The organism is Streptomyces tyrfis, assembly GCF_037034285.1.
Taxonomy (GTDB): Bacteria; Actinomycetota; Actinomycetes; order Streptomycetales; family Streptomycetaceae; genus Streptomyces.
This window is the reverse complement of sequence record NZ_JBAGJZ010000025.1, coordinates 25,315-38,737: the sequence shown is the minus strand read 5'-3', so window position 1 is coordinate 38,737 and position 13,423 is coordinate 25,315. Positions and strand designations below refer to the sequence as shown.

Annotated in this window: 13 protein-coding genes and 1 pseudogene; all 14 read right to left on the bottom strand. The window is 68.8% G+C overall.

Features of this window, described 5'->3' with window-relative positions; genetic code table 11:
* Nucleotides 1-45: 45 nt before the first annotated feature.
* Nucleotides 46-1,332 (bottom strand): vanadium-dependent haloperoxidase, encoded by a 1,287-nt coding sequence (locus tag WA762_RS20145; RefSeq protein ID WP_335937304.1) that lies wholly within the window; start codon nucleotides 1,330-1,332, stop codon nucleotides 46-48.
* Nucleotides 1,333-2,117: 785 nt separating this feature from the next.
* A complete protein-coding gene (locus WA762_RS20140) occupies nucleotides 2,118-2,630 on the bottom strand; it encodes a DUF6529 family protein (protein ID WP_335937303.1) in 513 nt (170 codons plus the stop codon).
* Nucleotides 2,631-2,688: 58 nt separating this feature from the next.
* Nucleotides 2,689-2,853 carry a hypothetical protein gene (locus WA762_RS20135; RefSeq protein ID WP_335937302.1) on the bottom strand — a complete coding sequence of 55 codons (165 nt, stop codon included), beginning with the start codon at nucleotides 2,851-2,853 and terminating at the stop codon, nucleotides 2,689-2,691.
* Between the two features lie 528 nt (nucleotides 2,854-3,381).
* The gene (locus tag WA762_RS20130) at nucleotides 3,382-4,602 is read right to left on the bottom strand and encodes an acyl-CoA dehydrogenase family protein (protein ID WP_335937301.1); all 1,221 of its coding nucleotides are present in this window, start codon (nucleotides 4,600-4,602) and stop codon (nucleotides 3,382-3,384) included.
* The gene (locus WA762_RS20125; RefSeq protein ID WP_335937300.1) at nucleotides 4,599-5,012 is read right to left on the bottom strand and encodes a hypothetical protein; all 414 of its coding nucleotides are present in this window, start codon (nucleotides 5,010-5,012) and stop codon (nucleotides 4,599-4,601) included. The genes WA762_RS20130 and WA762_RS20125 overlap by 4 nt, the downstream gene beginning before the upstream one ends.
* Nucleotides 5,009-5,428, bottom strand: a complete 420-nt coding sequence (locus tag WA762_RS20120; RefSeq protein WP_335937299.1) for a hypothetical protein — start codon at nucleotides 5,426-5,428, stop codon at nucleotides 5,009-5,011. The genes WA762_RS20125 and WA762_RS20120 overlap by 4 nt, the downstream gene beginning before the upstream one ends.
* Complete coding sequence (locus tag WA762_RS20115) at nucleotides 5,425-7,035, bottom strand: hypothetical protein (protein WP_335937298.1); 1,611 nt, start codon at nucleotides 7,033-7,035, stop codon at nucleotides 5,425-5,427. Before WA762_RS20115 ends, WA762_RS20120 begins: the two co-directional genes overlap by 4 nt.
* Complete coding sequence (locus WA762_RS20110) at nucleotides 7,032-7,400, bottom strand: hypothetical protein (protein WP_335937297.1); 369 nt, start codon at nucleotides 7,398-7,400, stop codon at nucleotides 7,032-7,034. The genes WA762_RS20115 and WA762_RS20110 overlap by 4 nt, the downstream gene beginning before the upstream one ends.
* A complete protein-coding gene (locus tag WA762_RS20105; protein WP_335937296.1) occupies nucleotides 7,397-8,896 on the bottom strand; it encodes an arsenate reductase/protein-tyrosine-phosphatase family protein in 1,500 nt (499 codons plus the stop codon). The genes WA762_RS20110 and WA762_RS20105 overlap by 4 nt, the downstream gene beginning before the upstream one ends.
* 532 nt (nucleotides 8,897-9,428) lie before the next feature.
* Nucleotides 9,429-9,848 carry a hypothetical protein gene (locus WA762_RS20100; RefSeq protein WP_335937295.1) on the bottom strand — a complete coding sequence of 140 codons (420 nt, stop codon included), beginning with the start codon at nucleotides 9,846-9,848 and terminating at the stop codon, nucleotides 9,429-9,431.
* Complete coding sequence (locus WA762_RS20095; protein WP_335937293.1) at nucleotides 9,845-10,801, bottom strand: metallophosphoesterase family protein; 957 nt, start codon at nucleotides 10,799-10,801, stop codon at nucleotides 9,845-9,847. The genes WA762_RS20100 and WA762_RS20095 overlap by 4 nt, the downstream gene beginning before the upstream one ends.
* A complete protein-coding gene (locus WA762_RS20090; RefSeq protein ID WP_335937290.1) occupies nucleotides 10,798-11,307 on the bottom strand; it encodes a cupredoxin domain-containing protein in 510 nt (169 codons plus the stop codon). The genes WA762_RS20095 and WA762_RS20090 overlap by 4 nt, the downstream gene beginning before the upstream one ends.
* Before the next feature lie 543 nt (nucleotides 11,308-11,850).
* Nucleotides 11,851-12,054: pseudogene (locus tag WA762_RS20085) on the bottom strand (oxidoreductase C-terminal domain-containing protein); the annotation flags it as partial.
* 805 nt (nucleotides 12,055-12,859) lie between these two features.
* Nucleotides 12,860-13,411 (bottom strand): helix-turn-helix transcriptional regulator, encoded by a 552-nt coding sequence (locus WA762_RS20080; RefSeq protein ID WP_335937288.1) that lies wholly within the window; start codon nucleotides 13,409-13,411, stop codon nucleotides 12,860-12,862.
* Nucleotides 13,412-13,423: the final 12 nt, after the last annotated feature.

The following is a 13,423-nucleotide window of genomic DNA, read 5'->3' as shown; positions in this document are numbered from 1 at the left end:
TGGCCACAGCCATGCGTCGCGTTGGCGCTGCACGGGTGCGGGCAGTCAGATGTGTTGCGCCACGAAATCGGCTACCTGCTTGCCGAGTTGTTGGCCTGCCCGGTTGTCGATGGAGGTGTGCTGGCCGGTCCATATCCGGCTGAGCCACGCTTCGGTGGCGGCGCGTTGAAAGCCGGCGAAGGTTCGGGTGACGCCCTTCGACGTCACCACGAGGTGGTGCTGCGCACCGTAGAACCTGGTGAGCGTCGTTGCCGCCGCCTGGCTGAGAGCGCCGTGGGCGGCGGGGTAGGACGGATCCGGGGCGGTCGGCAGCAGGGGGGTCCAGTTGGGATCGCCAGCGATGCGCGGGTTGTAGTGCGTACCACCGAGCCGGAGGGCGGTCACGGGCCGCCATACGCGGTATGTGTACTTGGCGTCGTACATCGCGATCGCGGTGTCGGCGAGGGACAGGTTGAGCTGGGCGAAGACCTTCACCGCGTTCTCCAGGCTTGCGTGCTGGGAGGTGACGAGGCCCTGCGCGATCTGATTCCAGACGTTCCAGACGGGCGCTGCCGCCCAGAACTTCCCGGCTGCGGTCTGATCGGGGGTGCGGGTGGTACTGGCCTTGCTCCCCAGGCTCTTGACCTCATTCAAGGCTGTGGCGTACTCGGCGGTGCTGACGGCCGGCGGCGGCGCCGGGCGGAACTGGCTTCCTTTGGCAAGCACGAACGGCTTGACCGAGCCCCAGTTGGTGAACACCGGTGTGGGGAAGTCGGGCGGTGTGGGCCGGTAGCCGCCGGCCACGTTGCGGGGACTGAACGGCGGCGGCTTGGTCGAGGACCCATCATGGGATCGCAGGCTGACCAGCCGGCGGGCGACCTCGGCTCCCACGCGAATGCCCGCCTGCTTGCCAGGGCCGTTGGGAATCGCGGACAACTGGCTGCTCAGCCGTCGGTCCATGCTTGCGCGCTTGGCCGGGTACAGGGCCACCAGCACATCGTGGGCTGCTTGGTCCGCTGCTGCGTCTGCACGGGCGTCTCGCGGCGCCGACACCGAGAACATGTAGGCAGGGCCTGCCCGGGTGACCGATACCACCGCGTCGTACTCGGCGGCCTGAAGGAGCGCGAAGCTGCGCGTGGGGTGGACGGTGGGCGGTTGGGCCTTCGGATCGCTCAGGACGGTGATGAGCTCACGGTTCCACTCCACGACCGACATCCCAGAGGGCCCGGCGGCGGCGCGCAGGGTTGGGGAGTGAGCAGGTGTGGTGGCGGTGGGCCCGAGGGTCAGGCCAGTGAGTCCGGCTGTCAGCGCAGTTCCGGTCAGAGCAGCGAGTATCTTGTGCTTTCCGTCCATGTGCTGTGGCTCCCTGTGATGGGTGGTGGGCTGGGGCAACCGGTGGTCTTACACCTCGACCTCGTGGGCCGCTTCGGGCCAGACGGTCAACGGGCACCACTGAGCGAGAGGGGAGTCCGCAGCGTGTGCCGCAAAGAAGTACTCCGGGCACCTGATCCGGAGTCCGACTGGGGTATGAAGCCAGTTCCGTCTGCCTGAGTCCCGTGCCGGGGCGGGCGTTGGAGTATTGCGACTGGACTCACCGGGGTACCGGCCCTTGAGGCGGCGCGCGTCACCCGCGCCCATGTTTCGAGAGGTTGACCGGGCGCGAGTGGTCCTGCAACCTGATCACCTCTTTGCGTCATCAAGGTCGCTTGCCAGATACAGCCTGCGGGTTCCGGAAGCACGCCGCAACTCCGGACTGTGGCCATCTGGCTGCAGTCAGTTGCGCCGGTTGCAGGTCGGCGCCCTCCGAGCCCCGCCTTTCGCACTGGCACGACGGCAAGGTCAAAGCGCCGCCTACGGCCGCTTCCACTCGGGCACGAGCCGGCGGTCGGCCTCCCGCAGAGCGCGCAGCGGAGAAACGCTTGGGTCGGAGACGGGCATGGTTGGTCCGCAGGCCCTTCGCAGAAGCCTGCCTCCGGCGTGGTGGCTGCAGGCGAAGCAGATGACCACCCCGGCAGAGGCCGCGGCCACCGCGGCCACGATTGCGCTGGGGGGTCGCTGGGCAGTGTGTCGCTCACCGTGGTGTTGTCGGTCCGGCCGGGGCCGCCGTTGGCTGCTGGAAGAGACGTCTCGTGCTCTGCTCACAGGCCGGGGGCCTGGAAGCCGTTCAGGTACCAGAAGGCGGCGGCGTACCAGATCAGGGCGATCGCGGTGACGAGGGTGCCTCCGGCCAGCGGGAGTGCCCAGCCGGGCCAGTGGCGGTGGCGGACCACGATGACCTTGGCGACGAAGGCCCCGTAGAGGAAGCAGCCGGTGAGCGAGTGCACCGCCACGCGGGTGTCGGTCAGCTGGACACCGTAGGTGGTGATGCAGTGCTGAGCGATGGGGAGGGAGAGGAGGAAGGCGATCAGACCGATGAGGCGGTGCGTCGTGTGGACCCGGTGCGGTGCGGTTCGCAGTGCGGGCAGGCGGCCGTACATCCAGAGGGCGAGAAGCAGCTGAATCAGCGCCAGGCCCAGCAGTGCGGAGCCGAGTTGGGCTTTGAGCAGTCTGGCGTCGTCGCCGCGCTGCCCGAAGAGGCTGTTCTCGTAGGAGGGGGTGTGTACCCGGCCGTACCAGTAGAGACCGACCATGACCGCCACGGGCAGAAGCATCCACACGACGCCGTAGCGCCGTCGGTGGTTCGCAGGGTGAGCGAGACCGTCCACGTGGTCAGCCGCCCACGCTCTCGTTTTTGCCGCCCTGGAGCTGGAGGGCACTCCACGTGGTGCCGAGCGCGGCGCTGGGAGTGCCGGTGGTGCGGTCCGACGGCCCGGAGACAAAGCGAGGATCGGTGCGGGCGGACGCGACTGCCGCCGGTGCGGGCTGCGGGCTCACGCCGATCGTCGTCCTTCTGCTACCGGAGCAACCGATGTCCACTGGCACGCAGGGCGTCAGCGGCGACCGAGCCGGTCGCGAGGCGAGGGTTCTCAACAGGTTCTCCAGGCGTTGCGGGCCGATCTCGCCAGTACGTCCGAAGCGTCCCGTCCGGGTCCAGTCGGCGCGCCAGCAGGTACGCGGATCAAGGAGAGCGGTTGGACCGGACGGCCGATGAGAGCGACATGCCGACCCAGGTGACGGAGAGGCCGGGGCCGTAGAGCCATACGTGTCCGAGCCTTCGGACCGCCTACGGCACCGGCCGGGACGACGAGGGCGGGAGGACATCGCCGAAGTGTGGCCCTTCGCAGGTGCACGACGGTGATCGGAGCGCGTTGTGCGGGCTGGAACCCGCAGTGGGGACAGCCCTCGCGTGTGGCGATGTGCAGTCAGCAAGGCTGCGACACACGTGAATCGAAGTGAGGTCTCGCCGTGTGAGACCAGACGGATCGGATGACGTGTTCCCTTACCTGGCTTGAGGGTTCGGAGTCATGGTCTGTGGAACGACGGGTCGTGCTGCTCGCCGAGTACGGCCCGCCCGATGGTCGCCAGAACGTGGTCGTCGTTGTCATGGAGCTCGTAGAAGGTCAGGTCGCGCAGGATCCGCTCCACGGGGCTCGGGCGGATCAGGCTGCGGGCACCGCACGCGCGGATGACGTGGTGCACTGTCTCTTCCGCCACATGCTCGATCACATGCCAGGCCCTGCTGCCGGCGATCCGTGCCTCCTCGACCCTGCCTTCGTCCCACAGACCGGCGACGTAGCGCAACCAGAGGCGGGCGGTGTCGATGTTGACCGCCATGCTGCCCACCCGCTGCTGCACATGGGGATCACCGCTCTTGCCCTGCCGCCTCAGATACCCGAGCCCGTATTCGTTCGCGGCCAGGGCGCCGCCGAGGAAGCTGGCAGCGTAGTGCGGGATGAAAGCGGTCTGCCAGTGCCCTTCGAAGTAGCCGCCGGGACGGCCGATGAGATGCTCGCGCGGCACGAAGGTGTTGTGGAACCGCACCACATGGCTGACCGTCGCGCGCATGCCGATCGGGTCCCACCACGAACTGTCCACACTCACAGTCGGGTCGGACAGGTCGCAGGCGAGCAGCAGGAGTTTTCCGTGGGCCTCTCGGCTGTGCCGGGCACCGCCGGGGCCGGCCGGATCGACGAGCAGGATCGCCCACTGGGCTCCGGTGGCGCTGGTGGCGAACGCCTTGCTGCCGCGGAGGGTCCAGCCGCTGCGGACGGGTGTCAGCAGGGTGCCGAAGCCACCGCTCTCGCCCGGTTTGGGGGCCTGGGGTTCGCCGCTCCAGGCGGCCCATTTCTCTCCGTGCTCGACCACGCCGGTGAACCAGTGTCGCTTCTGGTCCGGGCCGGCCAGGGCGTCGATGAGGACGAGTGCGTTGGCGTGTCCCTCCCAGCAGCGGGCCAGTGACAGATCGGCCTTGGCCAGCGTGGTGGTCATCTCCCACAGGGGCAGGGTGTTGCGCTGCTGGGGGCCGTAGCCCAGGCCGCCGTGCTCCCGCGGCACAGGGGCGGCCAGGAACCCGCCGGAGAACAGATCGTCGAAGTCCTCGGCGGGGAAGGCGGCCCTGCGGTCGTATTCCTCGGCGCGGGGGGCGAAGCTGTCCGCGGCCAGCTTCGCCAAGGCGTCGAGAACGACCCGGTCGCCCCAGGCCGCCGGATCGCGGGCCGGACCGTGGCCCAGGTCGTCGGTCATAGGAGGACGGCCCCTTCCGAACGGTAGAAGTGGGCGCGGTACATCACGTTCGGTATCTGCGGATCGACGGTATGGACGGTATGGACATCGATGGTCAGCAGGCCGCGGTTGAGGTAGCCGCAGAGGATGACCTGGCGGGAGTCGAGCGGACCTTCGGCGAGGAAGGCCACGGCCTCGGGGGCGTCCATGTCGTCGGCCAGAGGGACGGCCGGCAGGGTGGCGCCGGTAACGGGCGTTGCCGTCGGTACGAGCGCCTCTTGCGACGGGTTCGGGTCGCCTCGCTCGGTGATCCGCAGCATGAGCCGGCTGCCGTCGATCGCGGCATCGACCAGGTGGATGCCCGCGGCGGTGATGTCGAAGTTGACCCAGCCTCCGGCCAGGGGCGCCGGATCGGCCGTCCGTGCCGTCATGCCCGCTCCTCCGCCCTGTGGAAGAACGAGCGGGCCCAGTGGTCGGCCCCCTCGCTGTCATCGCTGAAGATGCTGCTCGTGGTGGCCACCAGGATGCCCGCCTTGTGGTAGGCGCACAGGACAGTGCGCAGCGCGCCGAAGTTGTAGATCGCCGAGAACGACCAGGCAACCGATGGGGTTCCTGGCGCGGTGTACACGACCGCCGACACCTCGCCCCAGTCGCGCGGCTGCGGGCTGCCGGTGCCGAAAGCTCTGACGAACAGGCCCTTCTCGTGCCACGTCACGTTCAGCCGTAGGGCGCCCTTCGAACTGCCCTGGTCGGTGTTGACCCAGTCGCCCAGCAGCGCCGAGACGTCGGGGGCGTCCGGCGGCCGCGGTGCGGCCGGTCCGGCGGGGGAGGCCGAACGGGTCGTCATGGTGCTTCTCCGCTCGTGGGTTGCGCCGGGGGCGATTCCCCCGGCTCGGTGAGGTCGTGGACGTCGGCGCGCTCGGCCTGGCTGAAGCAGAGGGAGCGCAGTGGCAGCGCATCGGGGAACGGATGGCCTGTCAACAGCTGGAATTGTTCGCTCACTTCGACGAGCAGGACGTCCCAGCCGTCGATGCCGGTCAGTCCGCGGGCACGGGTGGCGCTCATGAGCGCGGTCGGAGGATCGCGGTAGACCATTTCCAGCACCGCCGCGTCCCGGTCGACGGCGGCAACCGGAAACGGTTGCCTTTCCGCCAGGGGTGTGGCGTGGACGAGTACAGCGTGTCCTGCCGGGGAGAACCGGGAGAGCGGTACGAAGGGAGCCCCGAGGCGCGAGGAGGCTTCCCGGCCGCGCGCATGCCCCCGGTTGACCAGGGTCACCCGGGCTCCGGCCTGGAGCAGGGCCAGCGCGACGGCCTGTCCGGTGCTGCCGCAACCGATGACGGCGGCCCTGCGGCCGCTGGGGTCGACCCCGGCCCGGGCAAGGATGTGCAGGGCAGCCGCGGTGTCGGTGGTGGACGCCTGCCAGCGCCCGGCGTCGTGCCACAGAACGTTGGCCGCGTCGCACCGCAGCGCCTGCGGGCCGACGATGTCGGCTACTTCGACCACGCTCTGCTTGTGGGGAGCGGTCACGGTCAGCCCGCGTAGCGGCAGCCGGGCCAGCGCCCCGAAGTCGTTGGCGCAGTGCCAGAAGCGGGGGAATGTGTCCACCTGGAAGGGCAGGTAGAGCGCGGGCAGCCGCAGCTCCCGCAACGCCGCATTGTGCAGCCGGGGTGACAGCGAGCTTCCCGGGGCCTGGCCGGCAATGCCGAGCAGGGCGCTGAGCGGTGGCAGCGCGGGCAGCCCGTAGTCAGTCAGGAGTTGGCCCACGCTCGGCATTCCGTCCGCCCCTGGGGTACCGGCCCGGCCGAAGGTGAGGGGTGCGCCCAGCCACGGCGCCAGCACCCGGGTCCAGGTGCCGGCCGCACCGGACGCGAACGCGGTCACGTCGGAGCGCCCGAGCCCGGTGAGCAGCAGCGGCGAGGCCGCCCCATAGTGGGTTCCCGACTGCGGCACGAGGAGGTACAGCAGCGCAGGTGTGGTGGCCATCGTGGCGAACCGCTCCCGCAGTTCCGCGGATGCCTCCAGCACGCCTGCCCCGCGGTCGGCGCTCCGCTCAGGGCGTGCGGGTTCGGGCTGGTGCCAGGAGACGCGCCGCTGCCGGGCGGGGATTTCCGCCAGCAGTTCCGGAACCAGGTCGTCCACGGCCTCCAAGTCGACCACGTCATAGTGGTCCGCCGCGCGAAGGAGCCGGGTGCGGCGTTCGACTGGGCCGGCAGCCGAGCGGCCGCCGTGGCGCGGGGAGCGCAGGCTGTAGGTCACTGGCCCGGTGAAGTGTTGGCGCAGCCGGTGCGGATCGGGGTCGCCGACCAGGTCGGCACGCACCTCCAGCGCGTCGGCCACGCCTGCGAGGCCGCGCAGGCGAGGCGTGGTGAGATCCTCGGGCCGGGCGACCACTGCGACTATGTGAGCCCGCCGCGTGACGGCGGTATCGCACCCGCTCGTCAGCCGTTTCATCGGACGTACTCCTCCAGAGGGGCCCGTGGCAGGACGAACCGATTGACAGCCGGGGTGCACACGATGGGACGCTCGGGGTCGATGCCCAGCAGCAGGCGCAGGACATTCGCGTAGCCGGCGGTCGGCGGCCCGTGGAAGCGCAGGTTGTCGCGGAAGTGGGCCCGTGGGGCGGCGGTGTCCGCGGTGGCGTTCCCCTTGGCCGGCGGCGCTCCCGACCTGGCGGCGCGGGCACGGCCTTCGGCGACGTCGTCCAGCGACGGTGGCCGGTTGGCGTCGTCATCAGGCGTGGGCCGATCACCGCGGTAGAACGCCTCGCACAGTGCGTCCACCAATGCCTCCGGGTTACCGCCGGTCATCGCGATCACCTGCCCCATCCGAGTGTTGCGGCTCGACGGTGCGCCGCGAGGAGGTCGGAGCGAAGGAGTTCGCCCAGGCGGACGCGGACGGACCGTTGGATATGCCGGGCGCACCGGCTGTACACCTCCGGTGACTGCCCCTCCGGATCAGGGATGTCACAGCGCGGATCCAGACACAGGGTGCGGCCCTCGGCCTCGGGTGCCATGGCGATCACCCCGTGGCGATGGGCCCGGGTCATGCAGTAGATGACAGAGCTGTCCCGGCAGAGCTCAGGGGTGACCGGGCGCGATCGGTGAAGCCGGGGATTCCCCGGACCCGGCACTCGGTCCAGTCCGAGCCCGGCGAGCGCGGACCGGGCGTCGGGAGCCATCGGGTCCCCGGGCCGCGTCGTCGCAACCCCCGCGCTGGAGAACCGGAAGGCGTACGCGACTCCCGCCTCCGTGGCCTGGGCCCACGCAATGACCTCGGCCATGGGCGAACGGGAGGTGTTCCCGCCGCAGACGAACAGTACGCGGCACACCGCCCCGGTGGCGCGTACCCGCCACCAGGTGACGGCCGACGGATACGACAGCGCCGCCGCCGCGCCGACGCCGAAGACGAGCGCGAGGAGCTGAGCGTTCCCCGGAGCTTGGAGCCCGGCCACCCACGCCAGCGAGAAGGAGGCGGCCAGGCCGGACATCAGGCTGGCGAACGCCCATGCCGGCACGCCCCAGGTGTACTCGCGCCGGTCCAGGTAGATCAGCGAAGCGAAGACGAACAGCACCTCGTACGCCACGCCGATACCCGCCGCCGCCAATGCGACAGGGGTACCGAGGAATGTGGTGAAGCCCGCACGCAACTGAGCTTGCCCGGCCAGTGCCCCTGCCGCCAGCAGCAGAGCCAGCCAAACCGGCGCGGCAACATGTTCCTCCACGAAGAAGCGGCGGTCTGTTGCGAGAACCCCCGACTTGGCCACCCGGCTCATGATTTCGAACCGGCCCACGTAGCCGACGAGATAGATCAGGACGCTCAGCACGGCAGCCGGCGTGAGGTGGTAGCTGTTCACATCACCGAGTGCCACTGAAACCGCGATCAGGCTGAGGCACAACCCCACCCAGGAAGATGCCTTCACCCGCCGTTTGCGCGCCTTGTCGACCAACGGGGAAACAACCAGAACTCCCCCGCGCATCAACAACAGCATGAAGAGGATCGAGACGCCGGAAAAGGTGTAGTTCATCGTGGTGGTGCCGATAATAAGTGAAGCGAAGAAGCCGGCTGCCAACGTTTCCCGACCCGCCACTGGAATCAGACGCCCCCCGGTCCCACTCCGCCGCATACGCCGCCACCAACCCGACAGGGCTACGAACACAGGCATCACCACGAGCTGTCCCAGGACGGCTGCGGGCAGCAACTCAAAGCCGCTGACCGGCTTCCCCGACAGCGGTGTCACTCCGCTGGCAAGTGCTTTCACCAGCATGGCGTACGGAATATACGACAGGAAATAACCGAAGGTGAGCCATCCCATGCGCAGGCCCCGTTTCTGATCGAAATGTTCGGGATATTCCTACAGGTGGAGTGGCGAGGTGCGGCAGAGCGGCACTCAAGCCTTGAGGAGTGACCTCGGGTCGACGTGTCCGCCCGTCGCCCGAAAATAAAACCCCGATGACCGCTCTGGTTCTGGACCGACACGCACGGTCGAATCACACATCGGTGCGGCTCGTGACCATCTATTGTGCTGGCGTCGCGAACCGTCAGGCGCACATCCCAGGACAACGAAATCACGTCAGTCCAGGACTGCGCGCATCCCGTGGCCCGTGCAAGAAATTCGAGCCCAGTAATTCAGTCCGGTGCGCTTCCTGAAATATTTTTGCCGTTCGCACGGACATGCAGCCGGCGCATGAAGCACACGCTTCTTTTCCATCTTCCCCCTTCGACAGCCGGCCTGCCACTCGTCGACCGGCGGGTGGGCCGCCGCGCCGGGTGGTGCCCGCTGGGTGGGAGGCGCGTCGGTGTCTGGCTCATCTGTCCGGTGCCGTGGTGCGGAGGCCGGGCCGCACTCAGCTGGTCTCGTCATGGTGCGGCCGGGTGCGACGGTGTTGCCGGGCCTCGAGCGCCTGCCAGGCCACGACAGTCAGCAGGGTGAGCGTCTCGGCGATGAGGCTGAGCAGCGCCTGCGGGGCGGGCTGCAAGCCACGTTCGGTGAACCCGAACAACCCGATGGTGCGGGATGCGGCGAACCCGGCGAGCGCGCCGATGGCGATTGCGGCGGCAGCGAATCGGAGTAGCAGGGGTGCCGCCAACAGGAGAAGTGCGGCAACTGCGAAGGCGGCGCCGGCCTGCAGCAGGAACAATGGGCCGATGACGTGGATGAAGCGGTATCCGTCGATGTAGAGCTGGGCGTGGATGTATCCGCTTGCCGCGAGCGTGGCGGCGAGTACCAAGCGCAGTGCGAGGGCGGACAGGCTCCGGGGGTTCATGTGAGTTTCTCGTCCTTGACCGCCAGTGCATGGCTGCCCTGACGGTAGTTGACCGTGCGGATGCCTAGTGCGTCCTTGAGGCGTCCGGCGGGCAGCACCTGCGGAATGGGGGCGGGGCCCTGGCCGGGTTTGGGAAACGGGTAGCAGGTGGGGGCGGCCGAGTGGAAGGTGATATTGCCTTCGGTCTTGGTGAAGAGCTGGTGGACGTGCCCGTTGAGGCACGTGACGGAGGAGAAGCGGCGCAGCATCGACAGCACCTTCACCGCATCGTCGGTGCCCCAGCCCCACTTCGGATACATCGCGAACAAGGGGATGTGGCTGAAGACGACGATGGGGGTGTCCGACGACAGGCCGGCGATGTCCTTGCGGACGAAATCGATCTGATCGCTGCCCAGGTGGCCGAGTCGCTCAAGGTGAAGAGTGTTGACCAGCGCGATGAAGTGCACGCCGTGGGTATCGAAGCTGTACCAGCCGTCGCCGAGGGTGTTTTTGGCGAACGCCTTTCGGTATGCGCGTCCGTTGTCTCCGATCGAGTCGTGCTCGCCCGGCACGGTGAAGATCCGGTCCGTGCGCAGCTGCGACAGCATCTGCTTGACCTGGTCGAACTGCGCGGGGGTGGAGAGGTGCGTCAGGTCGCCGCTGTGCATGACGAAGTCGGGGCGGAACCCGAGGGAGTTGATCTGGGTGAGGGCTGCGCTGAATGTTCCGGCGACATCCATGTTGGCCGGGCCGTGGAAGCCGATGTGGCTGTCGGAGACCTGCACGAACCGCAGGTCTGCGCTGCCTGCCGGGGTGGGGTCCGACGAACCGGGGATATGACTGATCACCTCTCCCCCGGTGACTGTCAGGATGACGGCGCCACCGAACCAGGCGGTGTGCCGCATGAGCTGACGGCGGTTCATACCGTGCTCGCGGTCGCCGTCGCCGTCGGAGTCGCGTGTGGGTACGGTCATGGGGTCACCTCCACGGTGGCGGTCATGAACGGGTGGATGCTGCAGTAGTAGGCGTAGGTGCCGGGTTTGGTGAAGGTGTAGCTGTAGGTGTCGTTGGTGGCCAGGCCTTTCGACTTCAGCGGCCCGCCCGATCCTTGTTTGCTGGTGACGGTGTGGTTGTCGGGGTCGGTGTTGGTCCAGGTCACCTTCGTGCCCGCCTTGACCGTCAGTTTGGCCGGGGAGAACGCAAAGTTCTTGATCGTCACCGCGTTGGCGGAGGCCGGAGCGGACGATTGGCCGGCGGTGGGTGAGGTCGAGGGCGTGCTTGGTGGTGGGGTGACCGTACCGCCCGTTCCGGAGGCACCGGGCGTTCCGGGCAGGGTCTGGCCAGTGCCGGGACTCAGTGCTCCTGCTGGTTTGGATGACGATCCGCCGCACGCGCTGAGCAGTCCCAGCGCTCCGGCAACGGCGACAGCGGCCAGGCACGTGCGTGACCGCCGGACCAGCACAGAGGCGTTCGCATTCATGGTCATCGTTCCTTCTACGCATTCCCCATCGCACGGGCGGGTGTGATCCAAGACCGATCCGGGATCGGCCTGTTTCAGGCAGATAGGCGACCGGGTTACGCCACCCGGGGGTATTTGAAGGGGCGTAACCCGGTGGGTTAATTTAAGTGGGCAAACAGTGGATTCCATTCAGCGAAACGAATGCCACAGCGAAGTCTTCGTTGTTTCACTGCGGCGGCGGGTAGCAGTGTGCCTGGAGCCAGGAGAGTTTCTGCGGTGTCCGTAATGGACCGCGGGCGAAGGCGGACAAAGACTGCACTTCGACCCGACCGAAGACCTGTTGCCATCGGCGGCTCACATCGGGTATGGGAACGCGGGCAACCGTCCGGATCGGCAACGCCGGGGTCCGTCGGACCTGACCGATGCGGAGCTGGCTGAAGCGCCGCGACCGGCCGGAGTGAGTGGGCATGAAACAGGGGACTCGGCCTCGCCAGGGCATCGCCGGCTTGCCCACCCCTGTAGGCGGGCGCCCGACGAGCCCGTGAAGCGGCCCGCGGCCGTACGTCACCCGGCAGTCAGCAGTTCCAGCGGAAGATCCGGGTCGGCGAGCCTGTCCCGGTCGATCTGCTCGCCGGAGCGGACCAGGTGCTGGATCGCTTCGCTGATGTCCCAAATGTTGACGTTCATACCGGCCAGGACGCGACCGCCGGCCAGCCAGAAGGCGATGAACTCCCGGCTTGCGAGATCGCCACGCACCACCACGTTCTCGCACGCCACCCACGCGATCCTGGACAGGTCGCGCCCGGCGTCCTCTGCGCGTTCCATCCTGGTCAGGAATTGCTCCGCGCAGCCGCTCGTGAAAGCACGAGGCTAAGGGCTGTCCCGTAATCCGCGGTGGATCAGCGCGCGGCGTCGGACGTGAACACGATCCGCTTCCCGGAGTTCCGCATACCGGTGAGCGCTTCCCGGGCCGGCTCGTAGGCCGGCCCCGTGCGGCGCAGGCGTCGTCTGTCGCGGCGCGCTGGAAGGCCCTTTGTTCCCCGCGGTCACGGAGGGCGGTCAGCCCGGCGTGCTCGCCGTCGGCCAGGATTTCGCAGCACTTCTCCGCAGCCACGCGCTCGACGACCGGAGCGACGGAAGGCCGGCTCGCCGAATGTCCTTTCTTCCGGGTGAGGAAGAAGTTCGTCGCTCCAACGGGACGTGACAATATCCTCGCGACTTCGACCGGTGGCTGTGGACCAGGAAATTCCACGCCTCGCGGTCCGTTCTCCGAATTCCTTCGGCACGTTCTTCGCCCGACGACACCTCGTGCGCCCGTCGGCAGACCGCTCCCCGGACCCGTCGTACGGCCGTCGGAACCGGCTGGGAAGGCAGCCGGACAGTCGCGGGCAGGGAGGCGGCGCGAGACGGCGTCCTGCCGGCGCCGCGCGCAGGGACCCGATCGTTCTCATGAGGCCGGCCCCTGCCACCGTGGCCGTCGATCCGCCCGTACCGCTGCCCGCCGAGTCCCGGTGCGCCGCGGCGGATTCCCTGCGCCGTGCGCCTGTCGCCGGGCGCCCCCGCCGCCGTCGGGTCAGCTCGTCAGGAGCGGCGCCTTCGGGCGAAGCGGCGCGGTCCGGCCGCGTCCCCGTACGGCGCCCATCGCCTCCTCCGTGCGCGAGCGGCCCACCATCGGCGAGGTGATCAGCCCGGCGGCGAGCGCCTGGGTCACCGCGTCCAGCCGGGAGACGGCGCCCAGCTTGCGGAAGGCCGCGTGGAGATGGCGCTTGACCGTGCCGGTGGTGATTCCGAGGCTGCGGGCGATCTGCTGGTTCGTCATGGCCGTCGCCACGCCGCGCAGCACCTCGGTCTCACGGGGCGTCAGTGGAGGGGACGACTTCCTCGCGTCCTGAGCGCTCGACGGGGCGATCTCGCGCACCGTCGACAGGACGGTCTCCCAGCCCGCGTCGCGCGGCAGATACGCGTGCGAGCCGGCCGTCTCCAGGGCGCGGCGGTCGACCACTCCGCCCCGGCCGGACAGCACGAGCACGGCCGGTCCCGGCTCCAGCCGGCGTACGGATTCCACCGTGCGCGTGAGCGCCGCGCCTCCCGCCCATGGTTCCAGAACGAGCACCTGAGGACGCAACGCCCTCACTTT

Coding starts and splice junctions, on each gene's coding strand:
- WA762_RS20090 (WP_335937290.1), bottom strand. CDS start 11,307: ATGAATGCGAACGCCTCTGTGCTGGTCCGGCGGTCACGCACGTGCCTG.
- WA762_RS20105 (WP_335937296.1), bottom strand. CDS start 8,896: ATGGGATGGCTCACCTTCGGTTATTTCCTGTCGTATATTCCGTACGCC.
- WA762_RS20125 (WP_335937300.1), bottom strand. CDS start 5,012: ATGACGGCACGGACGGCCGATCCGGCGCCCCTGGCCGGAGGCTGGGTC.
- WA762_RS20100 (WP_335937295.1), bottom strand. CDS start 9,848: ATGAACCCCCGGAGCCTGTCCGCCCTCGCACTGCGCTTGGTACTCGCC.
- WA762_RS20115 (WP_335937298.1), bottom strand. CDS start 7,035: ATGAAACGGCTGACGAGCGGGTGCGATACCGCCGTCACGCGGCGGGCT.
- WA762_RS20140 (WP_335937303.1), bottom strand. CDS start 2,630: ATGCTTCTGCCCGTGGCGGTCATGGTCGGTCTCTACTGGTACGGCCGG.
- WA762_RS20145 (WP_335937304.1), bottom strand. CDS start 1,332: ATGGACGGAAAGCACAAGATACTCGCTGCTCTGACCGGAACTGCGCTG.
- WA762_RS20130 (WP_335937301.1), bottom strand. CDS start 4,602: ATGACCGACGACCTGGGCCACGGTCCGGCCCGCGATCCGGCGGCCTGG.
- WA762_RS20120 (WP_335937299.1), bottom strand. CDS start 5,428: ATGACGACCCGTTCGGCCTCCCCCGCCGGACCGGCCGCACCGCGGCCG.
- WA762_RS20095 (WP_335937293.1), bottom strand. CDS start 10,801: ATGACCGTACCCACACGCGACTCCGACGGCGACGGCGACCGCGAGCAC.